Below are 24344 nucleotides of genomic sequence, written 5' to 3' on the forward strand. Positions count from 1 at the left end.
GGCAAAATGCTCGCAACTTCGTATTGAACTGCAAATCAGGCCAGCCTTATGACCCGCATCTTGACCATCGAAGACGACGCCGTGACCGCCCGGGAAATTGTCGCCGAACTGAGTAGCCACGGCCTCGACGTCGACTGGGTCGACAATGGCCGCGAAGGGCTGGAGCGGGCAGTCAGCGGCAACTATGACCTGATCACCCTCGACCGCATGTTGCCCGAGCTCGATGGCCTGGCGATCGTCACCACGCTGCGGACCATGGGCGTGGCGACACCGATCCTGATGATCAGCGCACTCTCCGACGTCGATGAGCGCGTGCGCGGCTTGCGCGCCGGCGGCGACGACTACCTGACCAAACCCTTCGCCACCGATGAAATGGCCGCCCGGGTCGAAGTCCTGCTGCGCCGGCAGAACACCGTGACCGCCCAGGCCACCACGCTGCGGGTGGCGGACCTGGAGTTGAACCTGATCAGCCACGAAGCGAGCCGCGACGGTCAACTGCTGACGCTGTTGCCCACCGAGTACAAACTGCTGGAATTCCTGATGCGCAATACCGGGCAGATCCTCTCGCGGATGATGATTTTCGAAGAAGTCTGGGGTTACCACTTCGACCCCGGCACCAACCTGATCGACGTACACATCGGCCGTCTGCGCAAGAAAATCGACCCGCCTGGCAATGTCCCACTGATTCGGACCGTGAGAGGCTCGGGTTATGTCATTGCCGAACCCGTCTAAAGGCTGGCGCTCTTCCAGCAGCCGTTTGCTGGCGCTCTACAGTTCGCTGTTCGTGATCTGGAGCGGGATTCTCATGGGGGTCATGTACTACGAGGTTTCCGCTTATCTGGACAATCTGGCCAAACATTCACTGATGCAACGTCAGCACCTGTTTTCGCGCTTCTCGGGCGAGCAACTGGTGGACGCCCTCGCCGTCAGCATGACCTTCGACATCCGCGGCATCGACGCCTACGGCCTGTTCGATGCCCGGCACCGTTACCTCAGCGGCGCCCTGCGCTACATTCCGGACGGCTTGCCGCTCGATGGCAAGATCCACATGCTGCGCGACTGCGATGCCTACGGCGACAATGATGACCAGACGCTGCCCGCCGACAGTTGCGACGCCGTGGCGACCCGCACCCTCGACGGCCGCTGGCTGGTGCTGGTGCGCGACAACGGTTCGCTGTTCGCCGTGACCCGCATCATTCTTCACGCGCTGTTCTGGGGGGTGACCCTGACCATCCTGCCGGGCATCGTCGGCTGGTATCTGCTGCGGCGCCGGCCGTTGCGCCGCATCCGCGGGATCCAGGCCAGTGCCGAAGCCATAGTCGCGGGCGACCTGAGCCGGCGCCTGCCACTGTCCAGTCGGCGTGACGAACTGGACATGCTCGCCGCCATCGTCAACGCCATGCTCGAACGCATCGAACGCCTGATGCACGAGGTCAAGGGCGTGTGCGACAACATCGCCCATGACCTGCGCACGCCCCTGACCCGTCTGCGCGCACAGCTTTACCGCATGCAGCAGCAAGCCGGCGAAGGCTCGCCGCAGGCCATGCAACTGGACCTGGTGCTGGCCGAAGCCGATACGCTGATGGCGCGCTTCCGTGGCCTGCTGCGGATTTCCGAACTGGAAGATCGCCGGCGCCGCTCCGGGTTCGTGCAACTGGACCCCGTGGCGTTGCTGCAGGAACTGCATGAGTTCTACCTGCCCCTCGCGGAAGACGACGGCCTGGTTTTCCAGCTGCACCTGCCCGCGTCATTGCCACCTCTCAATGGCGACCGGGCGCTGCTGTTCGAAGCCGTAGCGAACCTGCTCAGCAACTCGATCAAATTCACCCCGCCCGGTGGTGCGGTGATCCTGCGCGGGGTCAATGCTGGCGGGCATACACGGATCGAAGTGCTCGACTCAGGCCCCGGCATTCCCGAGGCGGAGCGTGAAGCGGTATTCCAGCGTTTCTATCGCGCCGAGGCTGGCAATCAAAAGACCGGCTTCGGGCTGGGACTGTCCATCGTCGCGGCGATTGTCAGCCTGCACGGATTTACGCTGGAGGTGGGCAGCAGCGAACTGGGCGGCGCGCGGCTGGTGCTTGATTGTCGGGAGAGTTTGATACCGCAGGCCTGACAAACTCTTACAAACAATGATCCCCCCCTGTGGGAGCGAGCTTGCTCGCGATAGCGGAGTGTCAGGCGATATATTTTTACCTGATACACCGTCATCGCGAGCAAGCTCGCTCCCACAGGGGATTGGTGGTGTTTTCCGCTGGGTGAATCAGGCCGGGTAATTGGCCCGCAAGGCCTCAAGTCCACCCTGATAAATCCCGGTAAACAACGCCTCCACCTCCTCATTGCTCACGCCCACCGGTTCAAACCGCCCGGACCAGGTCACCCGCGCGCCATCGCCTTGCGCCTCGACCTTGATCGTCGCCAGATATTCAGTTGCCGGAAAGGGAGCCTGCTCAATCGAGTAGCTGTAGGTTCGGCCCATGTTGTCGAAGGTTTGCAGGCGTTCGATCACCACCGCGCCATCCGCCGTTTGCAGGCTGCGCACGCGCCCGCCGTCACTGAGCTCGCTCCTGGGAATGAACGGCAGCCAGTCCGGCAGCGAGTTGAACCCGCCAATCAATTGCCAGACCTGTTCGGCCGAAGCCGGGATGTCGATGAAGGCTGTTGCAGTTGCCATGAAATGCTTTCTCCAATCAATAAGGTTCAGATGGCCAGGCTGTCGACGACACCGCCGTCGACCCGCAAGGCAGCACCGGTGGTAGCCGAGGATAACGGCGAAGCGATGTAGGCCACCAGATTGGCAACCTCCTCGACGTCCGCCACGCGCTGGATGATCGACGTCGGCCGGGCCTTGCGCACGAACGCATCGGCTTCGTCCCGGGCGCTGCGCCCGGATTCGGCCGTGGCGTCCTTGAGCATGTCTTCCAGGCCATCGGTGAAGGTCGGGCCGGGCAGGATCGCGTTGACCGTCACCCCGGTGCCGGCCAGGCGTTTGGCCAGGCCATGGGACACCGCCAGGTTGGCGCTTTTGGTCACGCCATAGTTGATCATGTCCGCCGGCGTCGCCACGCCGGATTCCGAAGACAGGAAGATCACCCGCCCCCAACCCTGCTTGACCATGCCCGGTGTGTAGTGCCGGGACAGGCGCACACCGGAGATCACGTTGACCTCGTAGAAGCGCGTCCACTCACTGTCCGGGGCGTCGTAGAAGTCCACCGTGTTGAAGATCCCGAGGTTGTTCACCAGGATGTCTGCCCGTGGCTCGGCGGCGAACAGTTTTTCGGCGCCTTCGGCAGTGCCCAGGTCTGCGGTCACGCCACGCAATTGCGCAGCAGGAACACGCTGACGGATGCTCGCCAGTGCCTGCTCGACTTTCGTCGTATCGCGGCCGATCACCACCACCGTGGCGCCCGCCTCAGCCAGTGCCTGGCTGATGCCCAGGCCAATGCCGGCGGTACTGCCGCTGACGATTGCCAGTTTTGCGCTCAAATCAATCTTCATGTTCAAGCTCCAATGAGGGGCAAGGGGGCGCGCTCGGAAACCAGCTTCGCCTCACGCAACGCCTGCCAGAAAGCAGCGGGAATCACCGCCGACAACGATTTCGACTTGCTGCGCCAGGGCGGCGTCCATCAAACGCTGCAAGGCGCGATCATGGTCCGGAAGAGTGTAGCGACCGGCCAGCAGAAAACCGTCCGGCTGCGCTTCGCTCAGATCAAGGGTCAGCTCGCAGGGTTCGACCTTGTTCACCCCCAGGCCCCAGCCCTTGATCACGTCCTCCTCGCGCAAGCGGTGAACCGGGCGCTGGATCGACTTGATCCGCCTGAGTAAAGCACCGAACGTGTGGGAGCGGGCTTGCTCGCGATGACGGTGTATCAGGTAAAAATATATCGCCTGACACTCCGCTATCGCGAGCAAGCTCGCTCCCACAGGTATTCAGCGAACGCTAGATTCCGCAGGGTTTGCTGCTTTACTGAAAAAACCCACCCCCACCGAGCCATCACCATGAATCGCAACGACCTGCGCCGCGTGGACATGAACCTGCTGGTAATTTTCGAAACCCTGATGTTCGAGAAGAACCTGACCCGGGCCGGGGAAAAACTGTTCCTCGGCCAACCCGCTGTCAGTGCGTCGCTGGCCAAGTTGCGCGATCTGTTCGACGACCCGTTGCTGGTGCGCAACGGTCGAACCCTGGAGCCGACCCCGCGGGCGTTGCAGATTCTCAAGGAGTTGCAGCCGGCGATGGACACCATTTCCGGGGCGGTCAGCCGGGCCAAGGATTTCGAGCCCTCCACCAGTCGCGAGGTGTTTCGTATCGGCCTGTCCGACGACGCCGAATTCGGGCTCTTTCCGCCGCTGCTCAAGCAGATTCGCGAAGAGGCGCAGAACGTTGTGGTGGTGGTGCGCCGGGTGAATTTCCTGCTGATGTCGTCGATGCTGGCCAGCGGCGAGATTTCCGTCGGTATCAGCTACACCACGGAATTGCCAGCCAACGCCAAGCGCAAGAAACTGCGCGACCTGAGTGTGAAGATCCTGCGCGGCGATGACCGTCCCGGCCCGCTGACCCTCGACGAGTTCTGCGAACGTCCTCACGCACTGGTGTCGTTTTCCGGGGATCTGAGCGGTGCCATCGACAATGACCTGGCCCGCATCGGCCGTTCGCGGCGGGTGGTGCTGGCGGTGCCACAGTTCGCGGGCTTGCGGGCCTTGCTGGCGGGTACTGACATGCTCGCCACCGTACCGGATTACGCGGCCAGCGCGCTGATCGAAGGCAGCAGCCAGTTACGGGCGGACGATGCGCCCTTTGAGATCAACCTGTCCGAACTGTCGATGGTCTGGAACGGGGTCAGCGATAACGATCCGGCAGAACGCTGGTTGCGTTCGAAAATTGCACAGCACATGGCGGCGGCGCCGTCGGGGCATTGATCGACTGCAGGAGCACCGGCTCGGATTCGCGCAGGTACACCGGCATGTCGGTCACCGGTGGCATGGCCGGAATCTCGAAGTACATCTGCACCACCCAGCCGCGGTGGTAGCTGGCGTGGTTGACCACATGCATCAGCATCGCGCCGGCGCTCATGGTGCCGCTTTCGCCCGAGACAAAGGTGAACTCCACCGGTTTGTCCAGGGAGGCATCGGTTTGCCGGGCGCTCCAGTCGCAGTACCAGTGATCGATCTCTTTTTGCGCCTGGCGCAGTTCCGACAGGTCGGCATGCAGCAGATCGTGCGAGGTCTTGAAGCCATGTCCCCGGCCTTCAAGATGCGCCCGCCAGATGCAATCCACCACGTAGACATGATTGAGGGTGCCGATCATGTTGTTGAACACCGACACCCGTTGTTTTTTGACTTCGCCCGGAGGAAGCGCCGCAAGGCTGTCAAACAGACGCTGATTGGCCCAGCGTTTGTAATCGGCCAGCAGGCAGGCAGTGCGTACGGTGATCATCAGAGTTCTCCGATGGCAGTAAGCGCACTCCCTAGCATAGACCCGATGCCCGCAAGGCAGGGCCAGCACCGATCATCGGTCGTCGAGGCGTTTCACCACGTGCCCGGCAAGCGCCAGGCAACTGGTCAGCCCCGGTGATTCGATGCCGAACAGATTCACCAGCCCCGGCACGCCATGTTCGGCGCAACCGCTGACGAGAAAATCGGCGGCCGGCTCGATCGGCCCGCTGATTTTCGGGCGAATGCCGCTGTAGGCCGGTTGCAGGCTGTTGTCCGGCAACCCCGGCCAATAACGGCGGATCGCCTGATAGAAGCCTTCGGCCCGGCGGGGTTCGACGCGGTAATCAATGTGCTCGACCCATTCAACGTCCGGCCCGAAGCGCGCCTGCCCGCCCAGGTCCAGCGTCATGTGCACGCCCAGTCCCGCGCTCTCCGGGGCCGGATACACCAGGTGCCGAAAGGGTGCCCGGCCGCTGAGACTGAAATAACTGCCCTTGCACAGATGCGCCTGGGGAACGCACTGTTCAGGCAGACCGACGATAGCGCGCGCCACCTCGGGAGCGGACAACCCCGCGCAGTTGATCACTTCGCGGCAGCGCAGGGTCATGGGTTCGCTGCCGCCCATGTGCAGCTCGAAGCCCTGGTCGATGCACAGGGCCGACAGCAACGGCGTGTGCAAGGCCAGCGTCGCACCGAACCGCTCGGCGTCGCCCTGAAGTGCCAGCATCAGCCCATGGGAATCGACGATGCCGGTAGAGGGCGACCACAGTGCCGCGACGCAGGACAACGCCGCTTCAAGCTCCCGGGCCTGCGGGCCATCCAGCCATTGCAGGTCATCGACACCATTGACACGCCCCTGCTGCAACAGACGCTGCAACGCCGAGCGCTGTTGCGCATCGGTGGCCACGATCAGCTTGCCGACGCGCCGGTATTCAACGGCGTGCTCATCGCAAAAAGCGTATAGACGCTGCTTGCCCTCCACGCACAGTTGCGCCTTGAGGCTACCTTCCGGGTAATAGATACCGGCATGAATCACCTCCGAGTTGCGCGAGCTGATGCCCGTGCCGATGCCCGCCCCGGCCTCGACCACCAGCACGTCCCGCCCGCTCATGGCCAGGCACCTGGCCACCGCCAACCCGACGACGCCGGCCCCGATCACCACGCTTTGAATATCGACGCTCAACGACCCTGTCTCCCACACCTGTTCTCGGCGGCGACGTCACAGAGCTCACTCCACGGAACTCTCGTCGGCTGCCACGTATCCTAAACTATGTGGTACATCCCTTATGCTTCAGGCTGTCGGAGGACACCGTCATGCGCCGCCTATTTATCATCTCTGCACTGGTACTTTGTTTACCCGCAGGCTCGGCTCTGGCCGATGTGGATGCCAAAGATGTCGCTACCTCGGCCGGGGTTTCCGCCTCGCTGTACTCAACGTTCAAAGACCACAAACTCATGATTCCCGCCCGGGATGACGCCTCCAGCTTCATCGCCAGCGGCGGTGCGATTCGTGGTGCTTATCTGGAGTCGGTGCTGAAAAAGATCCGTCAGGACAATCCCGCCCTTAACAACGCAAGCGACGAAGACCTGGCCCGCGCCATCCTCGTCCAGGAAGGTGTTGGCGCCAATCACTGAAGACCGTCATCGCCAGCGGTGGGGCTTGTGACACCGGGATAGCGTTTCCAGCCCTGCCTCGCGTGCGTGCCAGTGGACATGCGTGCCCACCCGGCCACGAGCTGCGCGTTGATACTCACCCCGCCACACACCACGATCACCACGTCATGGGCGTCGGCAATCGCCGGGTGATCCAGGTAGGCGATCGCCAATGAAACGCCGCACGCCGGCTCGACCAGCTGACGCAAATCATTGGCGTAACGCACCACGCCCATGATCGCCTCATCATCACTGAGCACCACGCACTCATAGGGGAAATCGCCGATGTGCCTGACCGGCCAGGCGGCCACTTGCGCGGCGCCCAGGGACGTGGCAACCGTGTCGATTTTCGGCAATCTGACCGGGTGCCCGGCCGCCACAGCCGCGGCGAACGACGCCGCGCCTGCGGTTTCGCAGGCGACGATGCGGCAATCGGTGTGCCGATGACGAATCAGGCCAGTGAGCAACCCGGCCAGCAAGCCCCCGCCGCCCACCGATGCCACCAGCACATCCACTGGCGGGCAGTCGGCAAGGATTTCATCGACCATGGTGCTGTGCCCTTCCCACAACACCGGGTGGTCGAAGGCCGGCACGAATTCACTGCGCGGGTCCTGGGCGAGTTCCCGGGCCCATTGATTGGCTTCGTCCCAGACCTTGCCGTGCTCGATCACCTCGGCGCCGGTCTTGCTGATCCGCGCCCGGGTGCTGTGCGGGGTGGTATGCGGCACCACGATGCAGGCCTTGAGCCCCAGGCAGGCCGCGGCCATGGCCGTGGCCAGTCCCGCGTTACCGCCGGAGGGACAGACCACCTTGCGCTTGCCCTGCTGCGCCGCCCGGCTGCACAGCAATCCGATGCCGCGTATCTTGAACGAGCCGCCAGGTTGCAGGTTTTCCAGTTTCAGCCAGATACGGCGGGTCGGGGTCGAGAGGCCAGGGTGCAGAATCAAAGGCGTGCGGATGTGAAGCATGTCGGTTCCTGTTACACGCCACCGGCTCGCCGAACAGGTCGACGAGCCAGCGGTGAACGGTCCTCTCATGCAAGTTTAGTTCACCCGGTCCGGGGGCAGTCTCAGCGGTAACGCGGCGCCGCCACGCAATTGCCAAACAACCCGGACAGCGTCTTGCGCTGGGCTTCGTAACGATCCCACTGGCTGCCATCGTGCAGGCCCGGGATGGTCACCGTTTCACCGGCCGCCAGGCCAGCGAGCGCGGCATCGACCATGTCTTCGGCGGACATCACGATCTCCTGCGGCAGATTTTCCACCGGGTTGCCAGCCTCGCTCCAGAAATCGGTGGCAGTCGCCCCCGGCAACACCGCCTGGACGCGTACGCCTTTATCCGCCAGTTCATGCTGCATCGACTGGCTCAGGGCCAGGACAAACGCCTTGGTCCCGCCGTACACACCGTTGAGGATTTCCGGGGCGATGGCGACGATAGAGGCGATATTGACCAGGGTGCCGGCGCCCCGGGCAACGAAACCGGGTACAGCGGCGTAGGCCAGGCGCATCAACGCCGTCACGTTGAGGCTGACCATCGCGTCCATGTCGTCCACGGGGCTGGCCAGCAACGGCATGACGCCACCGACCCCGGCGTTGTTGACCAGCACGGTGATGCTGGCGTCGTTGCGCAGGATCTGTTCGACCCGCAGCGAATCCGCCTTGTTCGTCAGGTCGGCGGCCACCACCTCCACGGTGCGCCCGGTCTGGTCGCTCAAATGCTTGGCCAGGGCATTGAGTCTGCCCCGGCTGCGGGCCACCAGGATCAGGTCGTAACCCTGACGGGCCAGGCGGTCGGCATACACCGCGCCGATGCCCGAAGAAGCACCGGTGATCAGTGCAGTGCCTTTGGATGAGAGAGCCATGGTGCAATTCCTCTAGGGTCAGGCGAGAGATTCGCCGGGTGCAGTCCGTTATAAAGGGACTTACGCCTGTCTCAAATGACGTTTAAAATACGTTTTTCGGACATAACCGTTTGAGGACAGGCCGATGATCAGCGTGGCGTTCGTGGTTTTCGAGGGTTTCCAGTCCATGGCGCTGGCCGCCATGCCGGTGTTCGAATACGCCAATTTCAGCGCCGCACAGACCCTGTATGACGTGCGCGTGCTGTCGGAAAACGGTCACAACCTGCGCGCCTCGGGTGGCTTGAGCGTTTGCACCGAGGCCTTCGACGGGCGCGTGTTCGACACCGTCATCGTGGTCGGCGGCGACTCGATCGTCGAACAGGCGCCCGAGGCCGTGCTGGAGTACCTGAAAGCCAGCATCCACAGCGCGCGCCGCACCGCGTCGATCTGTTCCGGGGCGTTCGTCATGGCCCAGGCCGGCTTGCTCGACGGACGGCGAGCCACCACCCACTGGGCCTACGCCCGGGAACTGCAGGCGCGATTTCCGGCGATCAAGGTCGAGGCTGATCGCATCTACGTGATCGACGGTTCGATCTGGACTTCGGCCGGCATGACCGCGGGTATCGACCTCGCACTGGCCATGGTGGAAAAGGACCACGGCGCCGAGCTGGCCCGGGCCGTGGCGCAGAAACTGGTGATGTACCACCGCCGTGCCGGCGGCCAGTCGCAGCATTCGGCGCTGCTGGAACTGGCGCCGAAATCCGACCGCATCCAAACCGTGCTCGGCTACGCCCGGGAACACCTCGCCGAGCCCCTGTCGGTGGAGCAACTGGCACACGTGGCCAACCTCAGCCCCCGGCAATTCAGCCGGGCGTTTCGCGCCGAAACCGGACAATCACCGGCCAAGGCCATCGAGAACCTGCGTCTGGAAGCCGCGCGACAGCTGCTCGAGCGCGGACGCCTGAACCTCGACCAGATCGCCCTGGAAACCGGGTTCACTGACCGCCGACGCATGCGTGAGACCTTCCTGCGGGTCTTCGGACAACCACCCCAGGTGATCCGGCGCAATGCGCGAGCAGAGGTGATTTGATTGCTACCTCGCTGAGGTGGGAACCCTCGGTATCTACACTGAACATAGCGGAGGTCTTTTTGGAGGCGCCATGAAAATCTCGGCCAAACTGGCTTTTTTCGCCGTCGTCAGCACCCTCGCCTACCTCGCCCTGGCGATCTGGGGGCTGGGCGGTTTCGCGGCTTTCTTCAGCAACGGCTCACTGGTCGTCGTTGCCCTGGCCACCCTGATCATGGCCATCGCATCGCTGTTCACCGAGGCCAACCTGAGTTCGGGAGAACGCGAAGACCGGGGCAATCGCTGGGTCCTCGCGGTCTTCGGCGTGATCGGCGTGCTCAGCGGCTTTGTGCCGGCCTATACCGACCGCATCGACTTCTGGACGTTTGGAGGTGAAGGCGTGCGCTGGCTCGGAGCACTGTTGTTTATCGCGGGCGGCGCGCTGCGGTTGTGGCCGGTGTTTGTGCTGGGCAAGCGCTTCAGCGGGCTGGTGGCGATCCAGCCGGGGCATCGACTGGTCACCGAGGGCATTTACCGGCGCCTGCGCAACCCCAGTTACCTGGGGATGATGATCATCGCCGTGGGCTGGGCGCTGGCGTTTCGCTCAAGTGTCGGCCTGCTGCTGGCGGCGTTGACCCTGATCCCGCTGATCGCCCGGATTCAATCGGAAGAAGCCTTGCTCAGGGCGCAGTTCGGCAGCGAATACGAAGCCTATTGCGCCCGCACCTGGCGGTTGGTGCCGGGACTTTACTGAAGCAACGCAGGACCCTGTGGGAGCGGGCTTGCTCGCGAAGGCATAGTGTCAGTCGCTATCAATGTTGACTGATACGCCGCTTTCGCGAGCAAGCCCGCTCCCACAGGGGAAATGTGTCGTTCACAAAAGCTGCAAACGAATCAGACCGTCGGCATCCACGCTCGCGGCAACCCTGTCATACCCGACCAACGTCCCATGCAACGTCTCGATCGGCTGCTCATGGGTCGCCGTGACAATAACCAAATCCGCCCCCGCCGCTTCAGCCGCCAGAATCCCCACCGTGGCATCTTCAAAAACCAGGCACTGCCCAGGCTCCACACCCAGGCGCCGGGCCGCGAGTCGATAACCTGCGGGGTCAGGCTTGCCGGCAGTCACATCCTCGGCTGTGATCATCACGGCAGGCTCGGGAATCCCCGCCGCCGCCATCCGCCGCAGCGCCAGTTCCCGTGGGGCGGAGGTGACGATGGCCCACTGCCTGGCCGGCAAGGACCGCAGGAATTTCGCCGCGCCAGCCACTTCGAATACCCCCTCGACGTCGTCGATTTCCGCTTCGGTGATCCACGCGGCTTCGGCCTCGGCATCCACACCGGGCAAGCCCAGGCGCCTGATGGTGTCGATGGCGCGGGCGCCGTGAATGGTCGGCAGGAAGGACTCGACATCGACACCATGGCGCACGGCCCAGGTGGTCCAGACCCGCTCGGCAGCGGCAATGGACGTCAGGACGGTGCCGTCCATGTCGAACAGAAAGGCACGGTAAGTCGAGTTGAATACAGGGTGATCGGACAAGGAAAGGAACCTCGCAGCTGCCGGACGGATTTGCCCGGCAATGTAGCATCTGCGAACGGCTCAGTTGAGTCGTTTGGACTTGAAGGTCTGGCCCACACAATCGAGCAGCCCACCGATCATCCAGGGTTTCTTGATGAACGAGACCGCGTGCCGCACACCTGAGCTTTCAGGGGTTTCGAAACCGGACATGATCATGATCGGCTTGTCCGGCCAACGATCGCCGAACTGGTTGGCCAGGTCCGCGCCATTAAGCGTGCCAGGCATGGTGATGTCTGTCAGCAGCATGCCCACCTGCGGCGCATGCTGTTCCAGATAGATGACTGCCGCGTCCGCACTGATTTGCGGCTCGACGACAAAACCTTCCTCCTGGAGAATCTCGCAGAGAAACTCCAGGATCAACGGGTCGTCCTCAACTACCAGGATCAACCCGTCAGGACGATGTCCGCCCGCCGTCGGTACTCGACTCATGACCGTGCCGCTCCCTGATTGCCTCAATGATTTCGCGGAATTGGATCCGCTGCCTAAAGGTATGAGCAGCGCAGACCGCGGAAATTCATTTTTGATACAGCCAGGTGACCGGCATCACGCGTCCGGATCAATCATCGATGTCCTTTTTCGGGGCTCAGGTAGTTCTGGGCGACAAAAAACCTGTGGGAGCGGGCTTGCTCGCGAAGGCGTAGTGTCAGTCGCTATCAATGTTGACTGATACGCCGCTTTCGCGAGCAAGTCGAGTCGTCGCACCGCCGCTCCCACAGGGTCTGCGGTGGTTGGACTTACTGAGACATTTCGCTTTTTTTCATCGCATCCTTGGACATCGCGTCTTTTTTCATCGAGTCCTTGGACATTGCATCCTTGGACATGTTGTCTTTGGACATCGAATCGGTCTTCTTCATCGCATCCTTGGACATCGAGTCCTTGCTCATGCTGTCGTTGCTCATCGTGTCAGCTGCAAACACGGAGGCAGCGCCAACGGCCAGGCACATGGACAGTACAACGGTGGTCAACTTTTTCATGATGAAACTCCTTGGAGCGTGGGTTGTGGAGGTGTGAAAGGGCCAGGCATTCGTCAGCTGCCACCGAACCAGTTGTAGCCCTGGTCTTCCCAGTAGCCGCCGCTGTAGGTGTTACTGACGAAAATCGCCTGAATGTGTTTGGGGTTCTTGTAGCCAAGCTTGGTGGGCATGCGCAGCTTCATCGGGAAGCCGTATTCGCGCGGCAGCACCGCGCCGTCCCAGGTCAGCGCGAGCAGGGTTTGCGCGTGCAGCGCAGTGGCCATGTCGATGCTGGTGTAGTAGTCGTCGGCGCATTTGAAGCCTACGTATTTGGCGTCGGTGTCGGCGCCGATGCGCTTGAGGAAATCGCTGAAGCGCACGCCGCCCCACCGTCCGATCGCGCTCCAGCCTTCGACGCAAATGTGCCGGGTGATCTGCTCGGTCTGGGCCATGGCACGCAGTTCTTCGAGGCGCCAACTGCGTTTGTCGGCGACCAGGCCGCTGACCTCCAGGCGATAGCTCTCCTCCTCCACTGTCGGTGCCTCGTCGATGCCATAAAAGGCATTGAAGGGAAACGGCCGGGTGATCATCGATGCGGGATAGGTCGGCGCCATCGCGTTGGGGTTGAACAGCCAGCCCTGCACCCGGTCGTTGAAGCGCGACATGGAGGACAGCGCGGTGTCGACGCTTTCGTTGTCGGTGATGTTGCAACCGGACAACATGGCCACGCCACCGAGGGTCAGGCCACGCAGCAGGAACGAACGCCGCGAGCGGTCTTCGATTTGCGGGGCGAGGATCTTGCGGGCGTCGGTGAGGATCGAAGACTCGTCCAGTCCGGGGATCTGAATGCGCTTTTTCATGCTTGCTCCTTGCGGCCAACGATCATGGCCAACAGTGTTTTCGGAACCAGCGCGACCATCAGCAGATGCACCGCCACGAAGGCCACCAACAGCGCCATGGCGAAGAAATGCACCCGGCGTGCGCCTTCGTAACCGAACATCAATTCACGCAGCAGCGGGAACTGCACCGACTTCCACAACACCAGCCCGGAGAGCACCAGCAGCGTGATATCGACCATCACGAACAGGTAGGCGACGCGTTGCACCTGGTTGTAATGGTTGAGGTCGGCGTGTCCCAGTTTTCCGCGCAAGGCGGCCCACAGGTCATGCAGCACGCCTCTGGGCGACACCGGGAAGAAACGCCGCTTCAGGCGCCCGCTGAACAGGTTGAAGGCCAGGTAGATCAGGCCGTTGATCGCCAGGAACCACATCGCCGCGAAATGCCATTGCAGCGCTCCACCGAGCCAGCCGCCGAGGGTGATCGACGCGGGAAAGCTGAACTCGTAGATCGGCGAGGCGTTGTAGATGCGCCAACCGCTGGTGACCATCACCAGCACCGCCAGGGCGTTGAGCCAGTGGGTCATGCGTAGCCAGCGTGGATGACTGGCCTTGGGTGAAGCAGTTGACTGCGACATGTCCGGCTCCCCTGTGTTGTTGTTCGTTGGGGCCAAGTATGGGAGCCGGAAGATCGCCAAATCCTCACGTAAAGTTAAATTAAACGTGATAACTCGCTCCTGACGAGCACCGAAAAACCTGTGGGAGCGGGCTTGCTCGCGAAGGCGGTGTGTCAGTCGACATCTGTATTGCCTGACACACCGCCTTCGCGAGCAAGCCCGCTCCCACAGGAGGACTTGTGTGGTCCGTCGAGTGCGCAATTATGGTTAAATGCCGCCCCTTTCCACGCCACCGACCCGACCCGATGAACCCTGAAGCCCTCGCCACCCTCGACCAGCACCTGCTGACCGCCCTCGCGGCCGCCCCCGCCGAAACCCGTCGCCTGTTCCACGGCCGTGGCCGCTGCTGGCCGGGGCTGGAGCAAGTGACCGTGGACTGGTTGCAGGGCGTGGTGTTGGTCGCGTTGTTCAAGGAGCCGGAGGCGACGCAACTGGAGGACTTGAAACAGGTGCTGATGGCGATCACCCAGTCTGATCAGTGGGCACAATCCGGCGCCCATACGCTGTTGCTGCAACATCGCTACCTGCTGCAAAGCACCACCGAATGGCTGCTGGGCGAAGTCATCGAAGAAATGACCATCACCGAGGGTGGCCTGAAATACCGGGTCGACCTGGGCCGCAAGCAGAACACCGGGCTGTTCCTCGACATGCGCTACGGCCGCGACTGGGTCCGTGCCCATTCACAGGGCAAGCGGGTGCTGAACCTGTTCGCCTATACCTGCGGCTTCTCGGTAGCGGCCATCGAAGGCGGCGCGAGCCACGTGGTCAACCTCGACATGTCCAGCCCGGCCCTGAGCCGTGGCCGCGACAACCACCGGCTCAACGGCCACGACCTGGGCAAGGTCACGTTTCTCGGCCATGACCTGTTCAAGTCCTGGGGCAAAGTCATCGGCAAAGGCCCGTACGACCTGGTGATCATCGACCCGCCGTCGTTCCAGAAAGGCAGCTTTTTGCTGACCAAGGATTACCAGCGGGTGCTGCGTCGGTTGCCGGAATTGCTCAGCCCTGAAGGCACGGTGCTGGCCTGCATGAACGACCCGGCGTTTGGGGCGGACTTCCTGATCGATGGCGTGACCCGCGAGGCGCCCAGCCTGCGGTTTGAGCAGCGGTTGGAGAATCCGCCGGAGTTTCCGGATGCGGATGTGGAGTGTGGGTTGAAGGCGTTGGTGTTCAGGCTGAAAGGCTGAAAGTTGAGCATCCATTTCGGGTAATCAAGCGCCAGTTTGGTTACGTGAATGTGCGCTTTCGTGGGCTGATAAAAAAACACGGCGCAATTGACCGCATTGTTCGCCCTGTCGAATCTGTGGATGGCTCGAAAGCAGCTGATGGGTATGGGTAAGTTGCGCGCTTGATACGGGACGCCGGGCGAAAAACGCCCTCAATGCACGATGCATCGGTCATTTTTCGGCAAAGAGCGCTGCGTGCCAAGGAAGCTCTGACTTACCGCCGCCGTGCGGCAAGTTGATTGAAGCATCCTTAGTGCGCTTGGGCTCGGTCATTGAGACTCCTTGGGAAAGGCAGTGTGCGCCTGATGACCGTTTACACAAACTTCAGAACACCCTCTTCACTGCTAATATTTTTCATTGCGCGGCAAGTGTTTTTTGCCAAACAGCCTCATATCCCAATGAAAAAATCAACAAGCTAAAAGAGTCCGCATTGTTAATTAACGCGCTCACGCGCAAGGCAGGATCCTTTTTCATTGCGGCTTCAATACCCATGGCACTATCAACACCAAAATGTTTTAAGCGTTGAGCTCTCGAAACATGTTTCTCCGTATTTGTCGCTATCACACTATCTTTCTCGCCCATCGATACCAGGTCGGCCTCCAAAGCGCTCTGGCTTCTATCCGAAGGGTTAATGGCGTGACCGGACGTATAATAAATATGATCTTCCTTGCCAAGTTTTAAATGCGCCAACTCATGAACAATTGACATGCCGATGTATCGTGGATTTTTCCTCAGTCCGGCCTCCGTAAAAAATATCCGCTCGTGACTGTCTTTCCTGTCAACAAATGCGTTCATCTCTTCTTTCATTTTAGCTAGCACGACCTGTTCTTTTTCCTCCCCATCAATCCGGGCAACAATTGATTTTTGTATTGTTTTCGCTTCCTGCAACAAGTCACTCATGAACTGAGGCTTATCATTAATTTTCCCATATACTCGAAAGATCAACTCTTTATACTTCCCCGAGACTTTTCCTCCCCCCAAGATATCCACTGCGCTGTCTATAGCAATCTTGGCAAACTCCATTCCTTCATCCAGATTTTTTGCTGCTAGTGGATCCCTTTTCTTTATTTCCGAATGACCGCGAGCAAGGAAGCTGGCACCCTTTAGCTTCATGGTGATTTCAGTCACATCATGCTTTCCTTTATATTTCACAAGTCCAAACAGATCTTTAAAGACGACCGGATTATTTCCTACGAAACAGAACATGTTAATGCCATCAGCTTCTTTGGCAGGATCCGGATTTAACCATCGCTGCAACCACGGCGCATAGTATCGATACCCGTAGTAATACAGCCCCGTCGCATCCCGCTCTTTTCCTGAATAACGAATGGTTTTGTATTTCGCCACCAACGTACTTTGCCCTGCCCAACAGGCTGTGCCACCAAAGGGGTAATAGTGTTCCTGAGTCAGCACGCCGGCTTCTTCGTCCAGTTCCAAGGTGCTGGCACCGAGGTGATCGCTGAGGCTGTAACGTAGTTGGTCATCGTGCGCGCCTTCGGGCCAGTGCAGCGCCCGCACGTTGCTGCGCCCGGCTTCGATGCTGACGACGTGATGTTCTTCACCATCGGCCTGGCGGTGGATTTCCAGACCGGGGAGGTAACGGACCTCGGTGCGCAGGGTTCGACCGCTGCTTTGGGCGAATCCCACTTTGCGCAAGCGATGGCCGGGGCGGTCGTAGCGGTAGCATTCGTAGTCGTCAGGCTCGGTTTCGCGTTTGACCAACGTGACGCGGCTCAACTGATTACGGATATCCCAGTCCATGGCTTGGCCGCGTTGCAATTCCCATTGATTGCCACAGGCGTCGAAACCCAAAGCGATTTCAGGCTCGCCTGGCAGCGAGCCGTCTTCACGTTGCGCGAGACTTCGATTATTCAACGCCGAAGTGAACATCGAGAAACCGGGGGCACCGCTGTGCTGGCGGGTGATCAAATTCCCGCCCCGGTCATACTCGAAGCTTTGGGTGTAATTGCGCCGTTGGTTGGGGTCCAGCGGTGTGGGCAGCAGTATTGGCAGGGCCGGGCCATGGCTCGGCTGGCTGACCTCCCAACCCCGGGCTTCGACCAGTTGATACTGGCTGTCGTAGCGGTAGCGGTTGATCGGATCGATGCGCTGGTTGTTGAAATGGGTCACTGGTTGGGACAGGTCTTGCAGTTCAACGATATTGCCGACCGCGTCGTAGACGTAATTCAGGTCCTGCAAGGGGGGCTGGTTGCCGACCGCCGCCGTCAGCCGGATCAACCGGCCGTCATCGGCAGCGTACTCAGCGTGGGTCAGCACACCATTGCCGGCGGTTTCGCGTTCGACCTGATCCTGGGCGTTGTAACGGATGGCGCTGACCAGGCGTTGCGGCGGTTTTCCGGAGTCAGCCATTTGCAGCCAGGCTCCACTCAATTTGCCGGCCACGTCGTAGCCAAAGGTGCGAACGTTACCCATCGCATCGATCTGTCGCTGAAGCTCACCACCGGGATTGTAGGTGTGATGGGTGATGAACGATTGAGCTTCCAGCCACGTCTCGCGCTCATCGATGTCCAAGGGCCAATCGGGTGTTTCCAGCTCTGCGAGGAAGCGTCGATCTTCCACCAGCACGGCGCCGGCAAGCCCATAGACGGGGAGGGTTTGAACACCGGCCGGATCGTCATGACGGATCAACTGCCCGCATTGGTTGTGCTCGGCGAAAGCAGGACCGGAATCTCCGTAGGTCAAGCGCTCCACCACGCGTGGCAGCTCTCCCGCAGCCTGTTCGGTGACGGTGATCGGCCGCTGCTGTTCGTCGAACTCGGTGTGGCGCTGGCTCCCGCGCGCATCCCAGAACGAACAGGGCGAACCCGCCTGATCTGGCAAACTCAATTGCCATCCGGCGTCGACGCTGTCCGTCAGCAACGGTTGACCGTTCAAGCCGTAGATCGTGGCCAGGTTCGGCTTCGGCGCCGTGCCCCACAAACGTGGGTCCCACGACTCGACCAACCGCCCCGCCGCGTCGAAACGTTGCCGGGTGATGCGCGGATCAATCTCCGGGCTGTCGGGATGACGGCAATAGCCGACGCTGCGAACCATCAGGGCGCGCGGATCGATGACCGACAACGTCGGTGTCGCGGTGTGGTGATGAGCGTTCACGGCATTGACGGTCCTTCGCTTTGACTGAGGACAGACTGGTCCTTTTTAGGCCCGACCGAAACTGTAAGAAGTTACAGTTCTGCGCCCGTAAAATCGCCATGGTGGGCAAAGCTTTTTCCATTCAAGCGGATGAGACGCAAGTCTGCCGATTCAACGCGGCTGCAACACCAGCGCAAACAACTCGCCATGCCCATTCACGTTGAGCTTGTGATAGAGATTGCGCCGATGCACTTTCACCGTTTCCGGGGAGATGCCCATTTGCTGGGCGATGGCCTTGCTGGAGAAGCCCTGGAGAATCAGGCGCGCGGTTTCGATTTCCCGCACGGTCAGGCGGGCGTCGAAGCGATCGAGCAAGGTCGCCAGATCTCCGGCCGGCGGTTCGGCGACCGGCCCTTCCGGAGGCAGCAAATCCAGGTGTCGGCGCATCGCGGACAGCACCCAGTCACGCACGCATAGCAGGCGCCCCTGATCCTCAAGGCCAAAGCGCGTCGAACGCCCGAGGGACAGGCCGAGCACGGCGCCGTCGAGGTTGACCATGAATTGCAACTCGTCGCCACCGACCACTGTGCTGAAGTAACTCAGGTAGTACTCGCTGTGCTGGAACTGGTCGGGGGCCACCGATTCGAGGCTGTGCAAGCCGTCGGCGATGCCGGCGCACACGGCTTGATAGAATGGATCGAGCAGGTACATGCCGGCGCGGTAGTCCGCCAGTTCTTCCTGCTCGGCACTGTTGCCCTTGGCATCGAAATCAATCAGCAGGCGCGGCACGTGTCCCGGACGCATCAGCGCCACCAGGGCGTTGTCCAGCGGCACCAGCAGCCGCAGGGTATCGACCAGCGCCCGCCAGAAGCCGTCTCGCCCCACCGTCGTAAAGACCCGCGCCAGCCCCTGGTGCACCGGCAACTCTTTCAACAACGCGTCCACGCACTACCCCTTTTGAGTAACCCATGATGGGAATGGGTGAAGGTCACCCAGGTCGATACGCTGCAAACTCCTGATTACCACCGGCCGCAACAGGCCAGGAGTGCCGCATCATGAGTCGTCACCGCTTGTATTTCAATCTGGGGTTTGGCGCCTGTCTGGCGGTGTCGCTGTCAGCGCTTGCCGTCGAAGCCCCGACCGTGCACGTGTACAACTGGTACGACTACATCGGCCCCACGACCCTGCAGGACTTCAAGCGAGACACCGGGATCGCGCCGGTCTACGACACCTTCGACAGTGCCGAAGTGCTCGAAGGCAAGTTGCTCACCAGCCGCAGCGGCTACGACGTGGTGGTGGCCAGCAACTTCAGCCTGCCGACCCTGATCAAGGCCGGTGCCCTCGCCCCACTGCCCCGCTCGCAGATGCCGGACTTCAAGAACATGGACACCGATCTGCTGGCGAAACTGGCCAGCAACGATCCGGGCAACCAGTACGCCGTGCCGTACCTGTGGGGCACCAACGGCATCGGCTACAACATCGACAAAGTGCGCGCGGTACTGGGCGACAAGGCGCCGGTGGATTCCTGGGACCTGGTGTTCAAGGAGGAGAACCTGGCCAAACTCGGCGAGTGCGGCGTGGCCATGCTCGACTCGCCGTCGGAGATGCTGCCGGTCGCCCTGCATTACCTCGGCCTGCCGCCCAACAGCACCAACCCCGAAGACTACAAGAAAGCCGAAGCGCTGCTGCTCAAGCTGCGACCGCACATTGCCTACTTCAACTCGTCGAAGTTCATCAGCGACCTGTCCAACGGCAACATCTGCGTGGCGGTCGGCTGGTCCGGCGCGATGCTCGAAGCCAAGACCACCGCCGAGCAGGCCGGCAACGGCGTGAAGATCGCCTACAGCCTGCCCAAGGAAGGCGCGCCGGTGTGGTTCGACACCCTGGTGCTGCTCAAGGACGCCCCGCACCCGGAACAAGGGATGGCCTTCATCGAGTACCTGATGCGCCCTGAAGTCATCGCCCCGGTCAGCGACCACCTCAACTACCCCAACGGCAACCGCAGCGCGACCACGCTGGTGGCCGAAGCGACCCGCAACAACCCGGCTGTCTACCCGTCAGCCGAAGCCATGGCCACCCTGTTCACCCTCCAGCCCCTGCCGCCGGCGACCGAGCGCGTGCGCACGCGAATCTGGAGCAAGGTCAAAAACGGCCAATAACCCACCGCATACCCTTGTGGGAGCGGGCTTGCTCGCGAAGGCGTTGGGTCAGCCAACGTTGATAGCGACTGACACTACGCCTTCGCGAGCAAGCCCGCTCCCACAGGGGATCTACGATGCCCGAAATACCCCTTTTTTCTGCCACGAATCGAATGAGAAAACCCATGAAACCACGCGCCCGCGACCTGAACATCCAATTCGGCCAACTGCAACCCGGCCCGCTCAATGCCATCACCGACGTCCCCGGCGTGCGGATCGGCCACTGTGATGTACGAGGACGCACGGCCAACGGCCGCGACATCCTCACCGGTGTGACCGTCATCGAACCGCGTGCCGGTTCCACCAGCCAGCAACCGTGCTTTGCCGGCGTGCATGTTCTCAACGGCAATGGCGATGCCACGGGCCTGGAATGGATTCGCGAAGCGGGCTTGCTGACCAGCCCCATCGCCTTCACCAACACCCACAGCCTGGGCGTGGTGCGCGATGCGCTGATCGTGGTCGACCGCGAACAGCAAGCCGATGACGGACGGCTCTACTGGAACATGCCGGTGGTGCTGGAAACCTTCGACGGACTGCTCAACGACATCAACGGTTTTCACGTGAAGCCCGAACACGTAGCCCAAGCCGTGCACTCGGCGGCGGGTGGCCCGGTGGCCGAAGGCAATGTCGGAGGCGGCAGCGGCATGATCTGCCACGAATTCAAGGGCGGCATCGGTACCGCGTCGCGACGCTTGAACAGCGCCCAGGGTGGCTGGACAGTGGGGGCGATTGTCCAGGCCAACCATGGCATCCGTAACGAACTGCGCGTCGACGGGTATCCGGTCGGGCGCTACATGGAACAGGTCGATTCGCCGTTCCTCAAGGCCTCACTGCCCCATCCGGGCATGGGATCGATCGTGGTCTGCCTGGCCACCGATGCGCCGCTGCTGCCACACCAGTGCACGCGCCTGGCCCAACGCGCCAGCCTTGGCCTGGCCCGCACCGGCGGCGGCAATGAAGACCACAGCGGCGACATCTTCATCGCCTTCGCCACCGGTAACGATCACGTGCCACCGGCTGCATACGAGAGCAAGAAAGCGCCGACCACAAACAACCTGAGCATGGTCAACAACGACCACATCAGCGAGCTGTTCCTGGCCGCCACCGAAGCCGTTGAAGAAGCCATCATCAATGCCCTGCTCGCCGCCGACACCGCCGAAGGCAACGGGCACGGGGTGCCGGGGCTGGATGCCGAAACCCTGCTCAAGGCGTTGCGCAGCGCCGGCTGGCCGGGGGATGCGACTAGCGGTACTTGAGTGAAACACTCGGTCTTTCTAGGATGAACTTACGCAGTCGCTTGCTTGTGCAAGCCGCTGCGTAGGTGGTGAGTGAACTGAACCCCTACCAAGCTCACCGCCTGCTTCATGCGCATCTTGAGCCTCGAGGGCTCTACTTCCTCCCCATCAAAGAGCTTTGAGGCTCTTTTTTTGTCTCTGGAAAACCAACACAAATCACTGTGGGAGCGAGCCTGCTCGCGAAAGCGGTGGGTCAGGCAGCATTGATGTTGGATGTGACGCCGTCTTCGCGAGCAGGCTCGCTCCCACAGGGAAAAGTCATTGTGTTTCGGGGGCGCACAACGACCGCCACGCTGCCTGCGCCAGCATGTCCCGGTACGCCCTCGGGCTGCCCTTGACCCGGCCCGACAACCACGCGCGGCAGTAACTGTCTGCCTGGCCGATGATCAACGACAGTATCAACTCCGCCGGAAAACCACCCAATTCATCGCCGTGAGCGCCCAGCCACTCCAGCAACTGCTTGTTGCGCGCCTTGTTGCGGGTGGCGAGTTCGTCCTTGAACGGCCCCTTAGTGACGGCAAATCGCGCGTGGTACTGGAACCGCGCCCACTCCGGCTGGCTATCGACCCAATCCACATAGCTGTGCACCAGCGCGTGCACCCCCGCCTGCGTGGTTTGTGCATCCGCCATGTAGCTGTCGCGCAAACGGGCCTGATCATCGAGGGCGGTAAAAAACAACGCCGCCACCAGGCCTTCCTTGTTGCCGAAATGGTGATAGATCGCGCCGACACTGGTATCGCATTCGGCGCGGATCATTTCGATGGTGGTGGCCTCGATCCCCTGTTCGTTGAACAGGCACAGGGCCTTTCTGAAGATGTCGCGCTTGAGTTCGGCGCGTCGTCCGGGGTAGCAGCGTTCGAGCAGATCGGCGGTATCCATGCTGAAAAACAGTCCGCAAAAGTCATGAGTGGAGGCTGGCGGTTGCCAGCGAACAAGTGGTGCTAGGTTGACAGATTTCCTTTCAACAGAATACTGTTCCGCTACAGAACATTATTCTGTCACGGAAACTTGCTCTGTAAACCATCATCCTCAAGAGGCAAAAAAATGAGTCAGTTCCTCAGCATGTTCAACAGCGCAGGGCCAGAAGCGTTCAGCAAATTGGCCTGCCAGGTGGCGCCCTACTTCTCCACCATCAACCCGCTGGTCCAGGATTTGCGCAAAGGCTCGGCCACCGTGCACGTGCCGTTTGCCCGGGAAATCACCAATCATTTGGGTTCGGTGCATGCGATAGCGATGTGCAACGCCGCCGAGCTGGCCGCCGGGATGATGACCGACGTTTCCATTCCCGCCGGCGCCCGCTGGATTCCCAAGGGTATGAGCGTCGAATACCTGGCCAAGGCAAAGAGTGATGTGACGGCGGTAGCCGAAGGAGATGCAGTGGACTGGACCTGCGAAGGCGACAAGATCGTGCCGGTGGACATTCACGATGCCGAGGGCAAGAAGGTGTTCACGGCGCGGATTACCATGAATGTGAAGCTGGCCTAAACGCTGACCGCCTCTCGCGGAAAACTCGGTCCCTGTGGGAGCGGGCTTGCTCGCGAAGGCGTCGTGTCAGTTGCCATAAATGTTGGCTGACACACCGCTTTCGCGAGCAAGCCCGCTCCCACAGGGAAATTGTGGTGTTTAGTTGAATGCGGTCAGACCAGGCGCAACCGGGGGCCAGACGCCGGCACTGCCTCATCCCCCAAACGCTCGCGCACACACTCATTGGCCTTGCGCGTCAACTGGTCCAGATGCCGGTCGCGCTGTTTTTCCGCGTCGGTCATGGCCCGCTTGCCGTGTTTTTGCAGCAGATAGGTATGAATCTGCCGCACTTCCAGCGAGCTGTAGATCGACGCCACGTCCAGCAGCGCCATCAAGCCACCGGTACTGTGGTCGCGGGTATTCATCAACACCTGGGTCGCACGCACGCCCACCACCTGAAAACCCATCGCCTCGAAATACGGCACCTTGGCCACCGCGCAGGTCAGCTCGGCATGGGGATAGCGGCCGACCATTTCCCGCAGCATCCGTCGTGCCACACCCTGGCGCCGATACTCGGCCTGTACAGCCATGTACGCCACGCCACAGGCTTCGGGGTCGTCCTGCACCGGCAGGTACAGCAAAAAGCCGAGCACCTTTTGCGGATCGTCTTCGTCCGTGGCAACGATCAACTCCACGGCAATGCCTTTTTCACCGTTCAGCGCCTCCAGGTACAGGTGCACCTCATAGCCGATCGCGTATTGATAGAGGTTGTACAGCAGGTTGCTGGGCGGGATCGCGACCATACTGATGTCGGTCAGGTTGTCGACCACCATCTGCAGGATCTGGCTATTGATGTGCTCGGGGCACGGGGTCTTGAAGTGGCTGATCAGGGGCATTGCGGTGACAGGCTCCGGGAGGCATGGGCCGCCTATCATAACGCGCCTGACACTTGCGGTCCGAGCACGAAAACACGTCCATGTTGCTGCGCTGGGATGTCAAGCACCTCCTGACCGTATTTCATACCTGTAAAC

Annotated in this window: 25 protein-coding genes and 2 pseudogenes; 11 read left to right on the forward strand and 16 right to left on the reverse strand. The window is 61.3% G+C overall.

All coding sequences use genetic code 11. The features are described 5' to 3' along the window. The first annotated feature begins 48 nt into the window (after window positions 1-48). Both KSS91_RS17960 and KSS91_RS17965 read left to right on the forward strand, forming a co-directional pair. Window positions 49-732, forward strand: coding sequence for a response regulator transcription factor (locus KSS91_RS17960; protein WP_020796732.1), 684 nt, complete (start codon window positions 49-51; stop codon window positions 730-732). Further along, the gene (locus KSS91_RS17965; RefSeq protein WP_126052885.1) at window positions 710-2113 is read left to right on the forward strand and encodes a sensor histidine kinase; all 1404 of its coding nucleotides are present in this window, start codon (window positions 710-712) and stop codon (window positions 2111-2113) included. The genes KSS91_RS17960 and KSS91_RS17965 overlap by 23 nt, the downstream gene beginning before the upstream one ends. A 147-nt stretch (window positions 2114-2260) precedes the next feature. Here KSS91_RS17965 and KSS91_RS17970 read toward each other — a convergent pair whose 3' ends face one another. The 3 genes and pseudogenes from KSS91_RS17970 to KSS91_RS17980 form a co-directional block, all read right to left on the reverse strand. Then, on the reverse strand, window positions 2261-2671 hold the full coding sequence (locus KSS91_RS17970; RefSeq protein WP_217835632.1) for an SRPBCC family protein: 411 nt from the start codon (window positions 2669-2671) through the stop codon (window positions 2261-2263). 26 nt (window positions 2672-2697) lie between these two features. Further along, window positions 2698-3495: an SDR family NAD(P)-dependent oxidoreductase gene (locus KSS91_RS17975; protein ID WP_217835633.1), complete on the reverse strand. Its 798-nt coding sequence runs from the start codon at window positions 3493-3495 to the stop codon at window positions 2698-2700. 2 nt (window positions 3496-3497) lie between these two features. Beyond that, a pseudogene (locus KSS91_RS17980) lies at window positions 3498-3783 on the reverse strand (hypothetical protein); the annotation flags it as partial. A gap of 213 nt (window positions 3784-3996) precedes the next feature. Here KSS91_RS17980 and KSS91_RS17985 point away from each other — a divergent pair. Then, window positions 3997-4917, forward strand: a complete 921-nt coding sequence (locus KSS91_RS17985; protein WP_217835634.1) for a LysR family transcriptional regulator — start codon at window positions 3997-3999, stop codon at window positions 4915-4917. On the opposite strand, the gene KSS91_RS17990 is transcribed toward KSS91_RS17985, so the two are convergent. Beyond that, window positions 4838-5434: a DinB family protein gene (locus tag KSS91_RS17990; RefSeq protein ID WP_217835635.1), complete on the reverse strand. Its 597-nt coding sequence runs from the start codon at window positions 5432-5434 to the stop codon at window positions 4838-4840. The two genes, KSS91_RS17985 and KSS91_RS17990, sit on opposite strands and share 80 nt — an antisense overlap. Before the next feature lie 72 nt (window positions 5435-5506). After that, window positions 5507-6616, reverse strand: coding sequence for an NAD(P)/FAD-dependent oxidoreductase (locus KSS91_RS17995; protein ID WP_217835636.1), 1110 nt, complete (start codon window positions 6614-6616; stop codon window positions 5507-5509). A gap of 131 nt (window positions 6617-6747) precedes the next feature. On the opposite strand from KSS91_RS17995, the gene KSS91_RS18000 reads away from it, so the two are divergent. Next, window positions 6748-7068 (forward strand): DUF2388 domain-containing protein, encoded by a 321-nt coding sequence (locus KSS91_RS18000; protein ID WP_217835637.1) that lies wholly within the window; start codon window positions 6748-6750, stop codon window positions 7066-7068. Here KSS91_RS18000 and KSS91_RS18005 read toward each other — a convergent pair. Next, on the reverse strand, window positions 7062-8054 hold the full coding sequence (locus KSS91_RS18005; protein ID WP_217835638.1) for a pyridoxal-phosphate dependent enzyme: 993 nt from the start codon (window positions 8052-8054) through the stop codon (window positions 7062-7064). The genes KSS91_RS18000 and KSS91_RS18005 overlap by 7 nt on opposite strands. A 101-nt stretch (window positions 8055-8155) precedes the next feature. After that, on the reverse strand, window positions 8156-8947 hold the full coding sequence (locus tag KSS91_RS18010; protein WP_217835639.1) for an SDR family NAD(P)-dependent oxidoreductase: 792 nt from the start codon (window positions 8945-8947) through the stop codon (window positions 8156-8158). Window positions 8948-9071: 124 nt separating this feature from the next. Here KSS91_RS18010 and KSS91_RS18015 point away from each other — a divergent pair, with 124 nt between their 5' ends. Together KSS91_RS18015 and KSS91_RS18020 are read left to right on the forward strand one after the other, a co-directional pair. Continuing rightward, on the forward strand, window positions 9072-10016 hold the full coding sequence (locus KSS91_RS18015) for a GlxA family transcriptional regulator (RefSeq protein ID WP_217835640.1): 945 nt from the start codon (window positions 9072-9074) through the stop codon (window positions 10014-10016). A gap of 70 nt (window positions 10017-10086) precedes the next feature. Then, a complete protein-coding gene (locus KSS91_RS18020) occupies window positions 10087-10746 on the forward strand; it encodes a methyltransferase family protein (RefSeq protein ID WP_217835641.1) in 660 nt (219 codons plus the stop codon). 120 nt (window positions 10747-10866) lie between these two features. Here KSS91_RS18020 and KSS91_RS18025 read toward each other — a convergent pair whose 3' ends face one another. The 5 genes from KSS91_RS18025 to KSS91_RS18045 all read right to left on the reverse strand — a co-directional run bounded on the left by KSS91_RS18025 (window position 10867) and on the right by KSS91_RS18045 (window position 13998). After that, on the reverse strand, window positions 10867-11532 hold the full coding sequence (locus KSS91_RS18025; RefSeq protein ID WP_217835642.1) for an HAD-IA family hydrolase: 666 nt from the start codon (window positions 11530-11532) through the stop codon (window positions 10867-10869). 60 nt (window positions 11533-11592) lie between these two features. Then, on the reverse strand, window positions 11593-12000 hold the full coding sequence (locus KSS91_RS18030) for a response regulator (protein WP_217835643.1): 408 nt from the start codon (window positions 11998-12000) through the stop codon (window positions 11593-11595). Between the two features lie 305 nt (window positions 12001-12305). Beyond that, the gene (locus tag KSS91_RS18035) at window positions 12306-12545 is read right to left on the reverse strand and encodes a pentapeptide MXKDX repeat protein (protein WP_217835644.1); all 240 of its coding nucleotides are present in this window, start codon (window positions 12543-12545) and stop codon (window positions 12306-12308) included. A 53-nt stretch (window positions 12546-12598) separates the two neighbouring features. Next, the gene (locus KSS91_RS18040) at window positions 12599-13384 is read right to left on the reverse strand and encodes a molybdopterin-dependent oxidoreductase (protein WP_102701954.1); all 786 of its coding nucleotides are present in this window, start codon (window positions 13382-13384) and stop codon (window positions 12599-12601) included. Continuing rightward, window positions 13381-13998: a cytochrome b/b6 domain-containing protein gene (locus KSS91_RS18045; protein ID WP_217835645.1), complete on the reverse strand. Its 618-nt coding sequence runs from the start codon at window positions 13996-13998 to the stop codon at window positions 13381-13383. The genes KSS91_RS18040 and KSS91_RS18045 overlap by 4 nt, the downstream gene beginning before the upstream one ends. A 284-nt stretch (window positions 13999-14282) precedes the next feature. On the opposite strand from KSS91_RS18045, the gene KSS91_RS18050 reads away from it, so the two are divergent. Both KSS91_RS18050 and KSS91_RS18055 read left to right on the forward strand, forming a co-directional pair. Then, window positions 14283-15224, forward strand: coding sequence for a class I SAM-dependent methyltransferase (locus KSS91_RS18050; RefSeq protein ID WP_217835646.1), 942 nt, complete (start codon window positions 14283-14285; stop codon window positions 15222-15224). Continuing rightward, window positions 15218-15389 (forward strand): annotated as a pseudogene (locus KSS91_RS18055) (transposase); the annotation flags it as partial. The gene KSS91_RS18050 and the pseudogene KSS91_RS18055, both read left to right, overlap by 7 nt. A 228-nt stretch (window positions 15390-15617) precedes the next feature. On the opposite strand, the gene KSS91_RS18060 reads toward KSS91_RS18055, so the two are convergent. Further along, the gene (locus tag KSS91_RS18060; RefSeq protein WP_225923698.1) at window positions 15618-18377 is read right to left on the reverse strand and encodes an RHS repeat domain-containing protein; all 2760 of its coding nucleotides are present in this window, start codon (window positions 18375-18377) and stop codon (window positions 15618-15620) included. 150 nt (window positions 18378-18527) lie between these two features. Beyond that, complete coding sequence (locus KSS91_RS18065; protein ID WP_015094474.1) at window positions 18528-19301, reverse strand: helix-turn-helix transcriptional regulator; 774 nt, start codon at window positions 19299-19301, stop codon at window positions 18528-18530. A 110-nt stretch (window positions 19302-19411) separates the two neighbouring features. Between KSS91_RS18065 and KSS91_RS18070 the strand changes: the two genes are divergently transcribed. Next, the gene (locus KSS91_RS18070) at window positions 19412-20515 is read left to right on the forward strand and encodes an extracellular solute-binding protein (protein WP_217835647.1); all 1104 of its coding nucleotides are present in this window, start codon (window positions 19412-19414) and stop codon (window positions 20513-20515) included. A gap of 164 nt (window positions 20516-20679) precedes the next feature. Continuing rightward, window positions 20680-21810, forward strand: coding sequence for a DmpA family aminopeptidase (locus tag KSS91_RS18075; RefSeq protein WP_217835648.1), 1131 nt, complete (start codon window positions 20680-20682; stop codon window positions 21808-21810). 297 nt (window positions 21811-22107) lie between these two features. On the opposite strand, the gene KSS91_RS18080 is transcribed toward KSS91_RS18075, so the two are convergent. Continuing rightward, on the reverse strand, window positions 22108-22728 hold the full coding sequence (locus KSS91_RS18080) for a TetR/AcrR family transcriptional regulator (protein ID WP_217835649.1): 621 nt from the start codon (window positions 22726-22728) through the stop codon (window positions 22108-22110). 165 nt (window positions 22729-22893) lie between these two features. Between KSS91_RS18080 and KSS91_RS18085 the strand changes: the two genes are divergently transcribed. Continuing rightward, complete coding sequence (locus tag KSS91_RS18085; RefSeq protein ID WP_015094470.1) at window positions 22894-23334, forward strand: hotdog fold domain-containing protein; 441 nt, start codon at window positions 22894-22896, stop codon at window positions 23332-23334. A gap of 152 nt (window positions 23335-23486) precedes the next feature. On the opposite strand, the gene KSS91_RS18090 is transcribed toward KSS91_RS18085, so the two are convergent. Beyond that, entirely contained in the window at window positions 23487-24209 is a 723-nt protein-coding gene (locus KSS91_RS18090) for a GNAT family N-acetyltransferase (protein WP_217835650.1), read from the reverse strand. Between the last annotated feature and the right edge of the window lie 135 nt (window positions 24210-24344).

It is taken from the genome of Pseudomonas azerbaijanorientalis, from assembly GCF_019139795.1.
GTDB lineage: Bacteria > Pseudomonadota > Gammaproteobacteria > Pseudomonadales > Pseudomonadaceae > Aquipseudomonas > Aquipseudomonas laurylsulfatiphila.

Coding starts and splice junctions, on each gene's coding strand:
- KSS91_RS17960 (WP_020796732.1), top strand. CDS start 49: ATGACCCGCATCTTGACCATCGAAGACGACGCCGTGACCGCCCGGGAA.
- KSS91_RS17965 (WP_126052885.1), top strand. CDS start 710: ATGTCATTGCCGAACCCGTCTAAAGGCTGGCGCTCTTCCAGCAGCCGT.
- KSS91_RS17970 (WP_217835632.1), bottom strand. CDS start 2,671: ATGGCAACTGCAACAGCCTTCATCGACATCCCGGCTTCGGCCGAACAG.
- KSS91_RS17975 (WP_217835633.1), bottom strand. CDS start 3,495: ATGAAGATTGATTTGAGCGCAAAACTGGCAATCGTCAGCGGCAGTACC.
- KSS91_RS17985 (WP_217835634.1), top strand. CDS start 3,997: ATGAATCGCAACGACCTGCGCCGCGTGGACATGAACCTGCTGGTAATT.
- KSS91_RS17990 (WP_217835635.1), bottom strand. CDS start 5,434: ATGATCACCGTACGCACTGCCTGCCTGCTGGCCGATTACAAACGCTGG.
- KSS91_RS18000 (WP_217835637.1), top strand. CDS start 6,748: ATGCGCCGCCTATTTATCATCTCTGCACTGGTACTTTGTTTACCCGCA.
- KSS91_RS18005 (WP_217835638.1), bottom strand. CDS start 8,054: ATGCTTCACATCCGCACGCCTTTGATTCTGCACCCTGGCCTCTCGACC.
- KSS91_RS18010 (WP_217835639.1), bottom strand. CDS start 8,947: ATGGCTCTCTCATCCAAAGGCACTGCACTGATCACCGGTGCTTCTTCG.
- KSS91_RS18015 (WP_217835640.1), top strand. CDS start 9,072: ATGATCAGCGTGGCGTTCGTGGTTTTCGAGGGTTTCCAGTCCATGGCG.
- KSS91_RS18020 (WP_217835641.1), top strand. CDS start 10,087: ATGAAAATCTCGGCCAAACTGGCTTTTTTCGCCGTCGTCAGCACCCTC.
- KSS91_RS18030 (WP_217835643.1), bottom strand. CDS start 12,000: ATGAGTCGAGTACCGACGGCGGGCGGACATCGTCCTGACGGGTTGATC.
- KSS91_RS18035 (WP_217835644.1), bottom strand. CDS start 12,545: ATGAAAAAGTTGACCACCGTTGTACTGTCCATGTGCCTGGCCGTTGGC.
- KSS91_RS18040 (WP_102701954.1), bottom strand. CDS start 13,384: ATGAAAAAGCGCATTCAGATCCCCGGACTGGACGAGTCTTCGATCCTC.
- KSS91_RS18045 (WP_217835645.1), bottom strand. CDS start 13,998: ATGTCGCAGTCAACTGCTTCACCCAAGGCCAGTCATCCACGCTGGCTA.
- KSS91_RS18050 (WP_217835646.1), top strand. CDS start 14,283: ATGAACCCTGAAGCCCTCGCCACCCTCGACCAGCACCTGCTGACCGCC.
- KSS91_RS18070 (WP_217835647.1), top strand. CDS start 19,412: ATGAGTCGTCACCGCTTGTATTTCAATCTGGGGTTTGGCGCCTGTCTG.
- KSS91_RS18075 (WP_217835648.1), top strand. CDS start 20,680: ATGAAACCACGCGCCCGCGACCTGAACATCCAATTCGGCCAACTGCAA.
- KSS91_RS18080 (WP_217835649.1), bottom strand. CDS start 22,728: ATGGATACCGCCGATCTGCTCGAACGCTGCTACCCCGGACGACGCGCC.
- KSS91_RS18085 (WP_015094470.1), top strand. CDS start 22,894: ATGAGTCAGTTCCTCAGCATGTTCAACAGCGCAGGGCCAGAAGCGTTC.
- KSS91_RS18090 (WP_217835650.1), bottom strand. CDS start 24,209: ATGCCCCTGATCAGCCACTTCAAGACCCCGTGCCCCGAGCACATCAAT.